Annotated in this window: 4 protein-coding genes; 2 read left to right on the top strand and 2 right to left on the bottom strand. The window is 73.4% G+C overall.

Going from position 1 to position 8,457, the window contains the following annotated elements; all coding sequences use genetic code 11:
• A partial coding sequence (locus tag GT042_RS16820; RefSeq protein WP_237530865.1) for a S8 family peptidase occupies window positions 1-3,667 on the top strand: 3,667 nt, incomplete at its 5' end.
• 135 nt (window positions 3,668-3,802) lie between these two features.
• Entirely contained in the window at window positions 3,803-4,822 is a 1,020-nt protein-coding gene (locus GT042_RS16815; RefSeq protein ID WP_161309530.1) for a LuxR C-terminal-related transcriptional regulator, read from the top strand.
• Between the two features lie 7 nt (window positions 4,823-4,829).
• On the opposite strand, the gene GT042_RS16810 is transcribed toward GT042_RS16815, so the two are convergent.
• Together GT042_RS16810 and GT042_RS16805 are read right to left on the bottom strand one after the other, a co-directional pair.
• Window positions 4,830-7,235 carry a SpoIIE family protein phosphatase gene (locus GT042_RS16810; RefSeq protein WP_345943797.1) on the bottom strand — a complete coding sequence of 802 codons (2,406 nt, stop codon included), beginning with the start codon at window positions 7,233-7,235 and terminating at the stop codon, window positions 4,830-4,832.
• Window positions 7,236-7,490: 255 nt separating this feature from the next.
• The coding region (locus GT042_RS16805; protein ID WP_237530864.1) for a chitinase at window positions 7,491-8,457 on the bottom strand (967 nt) is incomplete at its 5' end.

The raw sequence follows: 8,457 nt of genomic DNA, 5'->3' as shown, positions 1-8,457 counted from the left end.
CGCCGGCCACCCCGCGCCGTCCGCCGCCACCGTCCGCCTCGTCACCGGCGACCGGGTGACGGTCGGCGCGGGCACGGACGGCAAGCGTGTCGCGTCGGTGACACCCGGCCCCGGCCGCCGGGGCATCCTCTTCCGCACGGTGGAGCAGGACGGCGCCCTGAGCGTCATCCCCTCCGATGCGGAGACGGCGCTCGCCGCCGGGCGGCTCGACCGCCGGCTGTTCGACGTGACGGCCCTCCTCGCCCAGGGATACGACGACGCGCGCACCGACGCCCTCCCGCTGATCGTCGCCCAGGCGCCCGGCGCCCGGGTCTCCTCCCTCGACGCGCTCACCGCCTTCAACGACACCACCGCGCCCTCGCACCACCTGGGCAGCATCAACGCCCGGTCGCTGCGCGTCACCGACGCCGACCTCGGCCGCTTCTGGAAGCAACTCGCCCCCGCCGGGGACGGTTTCACCACCTCCGCCGCCGCCCCCACCGTGTGGCTCGACGGGCGGGTCAGCCCCACCCTCGACCGCAGCACGGCCCAGATCAACGCCCCTGCCGCCTGGCAGGCCGGCTACCAGGGCCAGGGCGTCAAGGTCGCCGTCCTGGACACCGGCGCCGACCTCACCCACCCCGACCTGGCGGGACGGGCCACCGAGACCAAGGACTTCTCCGGCAGTGGCGGGACGAACGACGTCTTCGGCCACGGCACCCACGTCGCCTCCACCGTCGGCGGTACGGGAGCGGCCTCCGCCGGTCTCCGCAAAGGCGTCGCGCCCCGGTCCGACCTGCTGATCGGCAAGGTGCTCGGCGACGACGGCTACGGCAGCGAGTCGGCCGTCATCGAGGGCATGGAGTGGGCCACCGCCGAGGGCGCCCGCGTCGTCAGCATGAGCCTCGGGTCCGACGCGCCCAGCGACGGCACCGACCCGATGAGCCTCGCGGTCAACAGCCTCACCCGGGACAGCGGCGCGCTGTTCGTGGTCGCCGCGGGCAACGCGGGCGAGCAGGGCGCCCAGACCATCGGTTCCCCCGGGGCGGCCGACGCCGCCCTGACCGTGGGCGCCGTGGACCGCGACGACTCCCTCGCCCCCTTCTCCAGCCGGGGCCCCCGCGCCGGTGACAAGACGGTCAAGCCCGACGTCACCGCGCCCGGCGTCGGCATCGTCGCCGCCCGCGCGGCCGGGACGGCCATGGGCGACATCGTCGACCCGTACTACGTCGCCGCGTCCGGCACCTCCATGGCCACCCCGCACGTCGCGGGCGCCGCCGCGCTCCTCGCCCAGGAGCACCCCGACTGGGACGCGGGCCGACTCAAGGACGCCCTGATCAGCACCGCCCGTACCGTCCCCGGCCAGGAAGCCACCGAGCAGGGCGGCGGCCGCATCGACGTCGCCGCCGCCGCGCTCGGTACGGTCACGGCGACCGGCACCCTCGCGCTGGGCCCCTTCCGGGCGGGCGACACCTCGGGCCCCTCCCAGGACGCCACGATCCGCTACACCAACACCGCCGGAACGGAGGTCACCCTCACTCTCGCGGCCCGGCTCGCCACCTCCGGCGGCCGTGAACTGCCCGCCGGCGCGCTGCGGTTGGGCTCGGGTTCCGTGCGTGTCCCCGCCGGTGCCACCGTCGAGGTCCCGCTGCACGCGGAACCGTCCGCCGCGGACCGCGGCGACTACTACGGCTACGTCACCGCCACCGCCGGCGGCAGGACGGTCGCGCACACCACGCTGAGCATGGGCGTCCACGGCCCGGTCCACCGCCTCACCGTCGTCAGTGTCGACCGCGACGGAAAGCGCGTCCCCGGCGCGCCGGCCATCTGGGGCCCCGACGGGTTTGTCGGCTACGACAGCTACGAACCCGCCGTCGCCCAGGTCGAGGAGGGCACGTACCAGATCAGCTCGGCCTCGGTGAACGGCGCCGCCGACGGCGAGGAGCTGCGCCAACTCGTCCTGCCCGAGGTGAAGGTCACCAAGGACACGACCGTCACCCTGGACGCCCGCAGGACCACCCAGGTGGAGATCCGCACCCCACGGCCCGCCGAACAGCGCGGTGTCATCAGCTTCCAGACGTACCGTCAGATCGACGGCCACGGGCTGATCCAGGGAATGATGTACTTCGACATCGCCAAGCGCCTCTACGTCAGCCCCACCGCCCGGGTCACCGACGGCGCCTTCGAGTTCGCCTCACGCTGGCAGCTCGTGGCGCCGCTCCTCACGGCGAAGGTCCCGGGCACCCCGCTCGGCCTCGACCCCTACTACACCCACGTGTCGGCGCTGTTCGACCCCAAGGGCGCCAGGCTCACGGCGGTGGACGCGGGCAGCACCGCCGCGCCCGACTTCCGCAAGGCACGGGGGAAACTCGCGGTCGTACGGGACGACGCGTCGGGTGAACTGGACCTGCCCGCCCGGGCCGCGAAGGCCGGAGCCGCCGGACTCCTGCTCGTCTTCCCCTCCGACATGTACGCCTGGACCCGCTGGACCCCCAACGGTGACCGCACGGCCATTCCCACGCTGCGGGTCGACGCGGCCCAGGGAGCCGCCCTGTTGGAGCGGTTGAAGCGGCACACCGTGGCGGTCGAGTTCTCCGGCACGGCGAAGAGCCCGTACCTCTACGACGTCATGCAGGTGTCGGAGCAGCAGGTCCCGGCCCAGGTCGTCCACACCGTCTCGGACCGCAACAGCGCGCGGATACACACCACGTACGCCGACAACGGAGGCCAGGCGTGGGCGGGCGAGCAGCGCTTCGGCCGGCGCCCCTACCAGGACACCTCCTGGAACCAGTACACCCGCGACGTGCCCACCGGCACCGAGCGCACCGAGTACGTCAGTTCCGGAACGACGTCGTGGCAGCACGTCGTGGACCACGGGCCCGTCGTCGACGTCGACATCCCCCTGAACGTCGGCATGCGGGACACGGCCCGTACGTACGCCTCCGGGCAGCGTCTGGACGAGGCGTGGTTCGGCCCCGTCGTACGGCCCTCGATCCCGCGCGGGACGGACACGCCGTCCGTCCGCACCGGTGACGTACTCGCCCTGCGCGTACCGGAGTTCACCGACTCCGCGGGCCACTGGTCCCGCCTGTCCGCGGGCGGGGAGGACGGTGGTATCGGTACGCGGACACCCGCCCCGCAGGGGGACTCGGCCGCCGCGGTCCTCTACCGCGACGGCAAGAAGGTCGCCGAACGCGCCGACGCCTGGGGCGACATCCAGGTGGCGCCGGGGAAGGCCGGCTACCGGCTCGACCTGACGACCTCCCGGGTCTCCGGCGAGTGGGCCTTCGGCACGAGCACCCGCACGTCCTGGGAGTTCCGCTCGGACACCACCACCGCCAGGACCGCGCTCCCGCTCCTCCAGCTCGACTACGACGTGCCCGTCGACGCGCACAACGCGGTCGGCGCGGGACGTACGCACGACATCGGCCTGACGGTCCGCGCCCAGGACGGCCTGCCGTCGCCGCGCGGGGTGTCGGCGAAGGTCGACGTCTCCTACGACGACGGCCGGACCTGGACGAAGGCCTCCCGGGTCAAGGACCGGGGTGGCAACCGCTTCACGGCCACCGTCGAACGGCCCGACCGGATGCGGGCGGACACGTTCGTGACCCTGCGGGTGACGGCCGCCGACCGCGCGGGCGACACGGTCACCCAGACCGTGCACCGGGCGTATCTGCTGGAGAAGTAGCGGCGGACCGGGTCCACGGCGGGTACGGAGGTGGTCGACGCCTCCGTACCCGCCGCGTTTTCCCGCCGGGGAACCGGCCGTGACCTGGGCGTAGAGTGCGCTTGCCCAGAGTCGGCCCCGTTCTTCGGGAGGAACATGATGCTGGAGGCAGCGGGTCTCACCACCGGTGAGGAAACCGTCTACCGGCTGCTCGTCACGAGGTCCGCCGCGTCGGCGGACGAGCTGGCGGGACCCGCGGGACTGACCCCGGGAGAGGCGGAGCGGGTGCTGACGGCACTCGCCGCCAAGGGGCTCGCCAGCGGAACGGACCGGGCCGCGCACGACCGCGCGCCGCGCAGCTTCGCCGCCACTCCTCCCGATGTGGCCCTGCTCCCGCATCTCCAGCGGCAGTCGGACTCCCTGGAGCAGGCCCGCGCGGCCGTCACCGACCTCCTGGAGACGTACCGCAGCACCCGGCGCCGCAGCGACCCCGACCAACTCATCGAAGTGATCACCGGCGCGGAGGCGCTGCGCCAGCACCTGCGGCAGATCCAGGACAGCACCCGGCACGAGATGCTGTGGTTCTGCCGGGCGGGGCACGTGGCCATGCCGTCGGGCAGCAACAGCGCCGAGTTCGACGCGCTCGCGCGCGGGGTGCGCTACCGCGTCGTGTACGAGCAGGCGTTCTTCGACGACTCGGGCGCCGTCGACAACGTGGTCGAGGGGGTACGGGCGGGGGAGATGGCCCGGGCCGTGCCGCACCTCCCGCTGCGCCTGGCGGTCGCCGACCGGGCCATCGCGATCTTCCCGCTCGTCCCCGGCGGCCCCGGCGGAAGCTCCGAGGAACCGACCACGGCCCTGGTACGGGGCAGCAGCCTCCTCGACGCGCTGGTCGCCCTGTTCGAGCGCTACTGGGAGGACGCCGTACCGCTGCACGTCAGCGAGTCGGGCACGGTCAGCGGTACGGACGCGGCGGCCGGCGGGGGCGTACTGCCGCCGACGGACCGCCAGTTGCTGTCCCTGCTCGTCGCGGGGGTCGCCGACAAGGCGATAGCCAGCCAGCTGGGCCTGAGCAGGCGTACCGTACAGCGCCGGATCCAGTCGATGATGGCCCTCGCGGGGGCGACGACCCGGATGCAACTGGCCTGGCAGGCGGCGCGCCGGGGGTGGATGTGACGCGCTCTCACCCCGCGAGCGGGACCAGGGCCGGATCGTCGTTCCCGGAGCGGGAGAAGAAGGGCTGCTCGGTCCAGATCGTCTTCCCGCTCCTGCCGTACCGACTGCCCCACCGTGTGGTGCAGTTCGCGACGATGAACAGCCCCCGGCCCCCTTCGTCCAGGTCGGTGGCGCGCAGGAGCCGCGGCTGGGTGTTGCTGGGGTCGGTCACCTCGCAGATCAGGACGTTCTCCCGGATGAGCCGCAGGCCCACCGGGCCGCCCGCGTGCCGGACGGCGTTGGTCACCAGCTCGCTGACGACCAGCTCGGTCGTGAGCGAGAGGTCGTCCAGTCCCCACGCGGTCAGCTGCCGCAGCGCCGCCGCCCGCGCGACGGCGACGGACGCGGGTCCGGCCGGGAACTCCCAGCTGGCGACGGAGCGGGCGGACAGCGTCCTGGTCCGGGCGAGAAGCACGGCGAGATCGTCGTGGGGAGGCTCGTCGCCGAAGTCGGCCAGCAGCGACCGGCCGACCGCTTCGAGCGCGGACCCCGGCCGGCACGTCGTGTCCAGGCGGTGTCTGATCCGCGCCAGGGCGCGCTCCACGTCGAACTCCTCCAGACCGAACAGGCCGTCGGTGTAGAGGGCCAGGACGGTGTCCGGCTCCAGTCGCACGGTGACGGACTCGAAGGGCACCCCGCCCACACCCAGCGGGGGACCGGGCGGCACGTCCAGGAACTCCGCCCCGCCGCCCGGCCGGACCAGGACGGGCGGGGGCTGGCCGGCGCTGGCGAAGGTGCACAGGCCCGACACCGGGTCGTAGAGGGCGTACAGGCAGGTGGCACCAACCACGTCCCGCCGCCCCGCGGGCGCCTCGGCGGCCAGCCGCTGGACGAGGTCGTCCACCTGGGTGAGGACCTCCTCGGGAGGCAGCTCCATCCCGCCGAACGCCTGGATCGCGGTACGGAGCCGGCCCATCGTCGCCGTCGCGGGGAGGCCGTGGCCGATGACGTCACCGATGACCAGCGCCACCCGCGACGAAGGCAGCGGGATGACGTCGAACCAGTCGCCGCTGATGCTCATCTCCCCCTCCGCCGGGCGGTAGGTGCCCGCCGTCTCCACAGCTGGCAGATCGGTCATGGCCTGCGGGAGCAGCTGCTCCTGGAGCGCGACCGCCGCGCGGTGCTCATGGGTGTAGCGGCGGGCGTTGTCGACGCCCAGGGCGGCCCGCGAGGCGATCTCCGCCAGGAGGAGCCGGTCGGACTCCTCGAACGCCTCGGGACGCCGTTCCGTACGCCACACCGAGACCGTCCCGAGGCTGCGCCCCCGGGCCCGCAGCACCGCCACCAGGACGGAGTGCGCCCGGTCGGGGACGAGCAGCCCGGCCAGGTGGTCGTCGCCGCCCAGCGCGCCGATCACCGCGTCGCGGGACGCCAGCATGGTGGCCCCCTCCTGGACCCCGCGCAGTTCGTCGCTGTCCGGCAGCGGCGGGTACGACTCTCCCGGCCCCAGCAGACCGGCCTGCCACCCGCCCCCGGCCGTCGCGACCGCCACCCGCGCCAGGTGCTGGCGCCCGCCGCCGAGCACGAGCGGCGGTTCCTCCCCGGAGAGCACGGACTCGGAGAGGTCCACGGACACCAGATCGCCCAGTTCCGGAACGACCACGTCGGCCAGGTCCTGCGCGGTCTCCACGACGTCGAGCGAGGAACCGATCCGCGCGGCCGACGTGTGGAGGAGGTCGATCTGCCGGCGGAGCGTCTCCTCGGCGGTGGTGTCGTTCACCGCCACGGCGACCCCGCCCGGGCGCCCGGACCGGTCCAGGAGCCGGAGCGCCGTGAGGGACATGACCCACTGCCTGCCCGAGGGGTGCGGGGCCCGGATCAGGTGGGTGCTGCGCACGGCCGGCACACCGGTCTCCAGCACCTCGCGCAGCACGCTCTCCACGGCCTCCGCGTCCTCGGCGTCCATCACGTGCCCCAGCCGGCTGCCGACCGGCAGGGGCGGGCCGTCGAACATCTCGGGGGTGATGTTGGTCCGTACGACGTTCAGGTCCGTGTCGTGGATGCCGACGCCCAGGCGGGTCTGGGAGAACAGGGCGCGCAGGAGGGCCAGCGCCTGCTCGGACTCCGCCGCGTCGGCCGCGGGAACGGCAGTGAGCAGGTATTCTTCCGCGCCCCCCAGCGGGACCGCGCGGTAGGCGACCTCGACGGTCCTCCCCGAGGAGTGGCGCAGCCCGGCCACGCCGCTGCCGGGGCCGTAGCGCCCGCCCCCGTACACCGGCGACAGCGGCCGGACGAGCAGTCTCCGGACGGACCGGCCGCAGACGTCCTCCGCGGGGCGTCCGAGCAGGGACTCCGCCGCGGACGACCAGCGGATCACGGTGCCCCTCCGGTCCACGACCGCCGCCGCCATGGCGTCGAGGGGGATCCCTGACACCGAGGGGGATTCCTCATCCGGGTGCATACCGCCTCCTGAACCGGGCACCGGTGGGGTCGCGCGCCTTCCGCACACCCTGTGACCTGGCCGTACAGCCGGTTGCGGCTTTCCGCCGACACCTACAGTCTGCTCGCGGAGAGCCCTTCCCACTCACCGGCGGAGCGACTTCCCCGCCGGGAGGCCGACGGCAGTGGCGCGGTACGGGCGGGGGCCCGTACCACGCCGCTGCCGGGGTGCGGTGTGACTCGCCGGGTACTAGCCGGTGTACGCGGCGAGCGCCTTGGTGAAGTCCAGCGCGCTCTGGCTGACACCGCTGCAATCCGACCCGGCGTCCGTGGTGGAGCCACCGCAGGCGCGGTCCCGGTTGACGGCCCAGAAGCTCACCCGCGACAAGTGCTTGCCGGCCGCGTAGCTCACCATCGACTTGAAGCCGGCCACGGACACCGTCTCGCCCGGCACGTCCGACTTGCCGTTCATCGAGGAGAAGCCGACCTTGCGGTACGCGGCGTCGGAGGAGAGGCCGTACGCCGAGGCCACGGCGTTCTTGAGGCCGTCCACCGCGCCCTTGGTGGCGGCCACCATGTCGATGGTGCCCTCGTCGAAGTCGAACGGCATGACCGCCCAGCCCTCGATGTCCAGCTTGTTGTTCGCCCCGCGCTTGATGAGGTCGAGCCCGGTCGCGTCCGGGCCCGTCCGGGTGGTCCCGAAGGTGACGTACACCGCCACCCCGGGGTTGTCGGTCTTGATGATCTTCAGGGCGTCCACCACCCGCTCCCGGACCGTGGCGTTGGTGAACTCGGTGTCCTCGATGTCGATGTCGATCGACTTGAGCTTCAGGGCGTCGATGGTCTTCTGGTACGCCCCGGCGAGGGCGGTGGCGGACGAGCACTTCTCGCCCAGCTTGTTGCCGGACCAGCCGCCGATGGAGACCGTCACATCACCTCCGGCGGCCCGTACAGCGTTGATCGTGGCCTGGTCGTTGCCGCCCGTCAGCGCACGGCTCCCGTCCCACTTCGGATTGCAGCCGCCGTCGGAGAGGATGAACGCCATCGTGAACTGCTTGACGCCGGTCGCGCTCATGACCGACGTGGCGCTCTGGGGACTGCCCCAACCGAGGTACAGGTAAGGGGCGTTGAGCCCGACGGGCACGGCCGCCGCGGCCTTGGCGGCGGGCGCGCCCGATCCGGCGTCGGCGGACGCGGAGGCGGTCGTGGCCGCGGAC

Origin of the sequence: Streptomyces sp. SID3212 (assembly GCF_009865405.1) — a bacterium.
GTDB lineage: Bacteria > Actinomycetota > Actinomycetes > Streptomycetales > Streptomycetaceae > Streptomyces.
The sequence above is the reverse complement of the archived record's forward strand: the minus strand, read 5'-3'. Positions and strand labels throughout refer to the sequence as shown.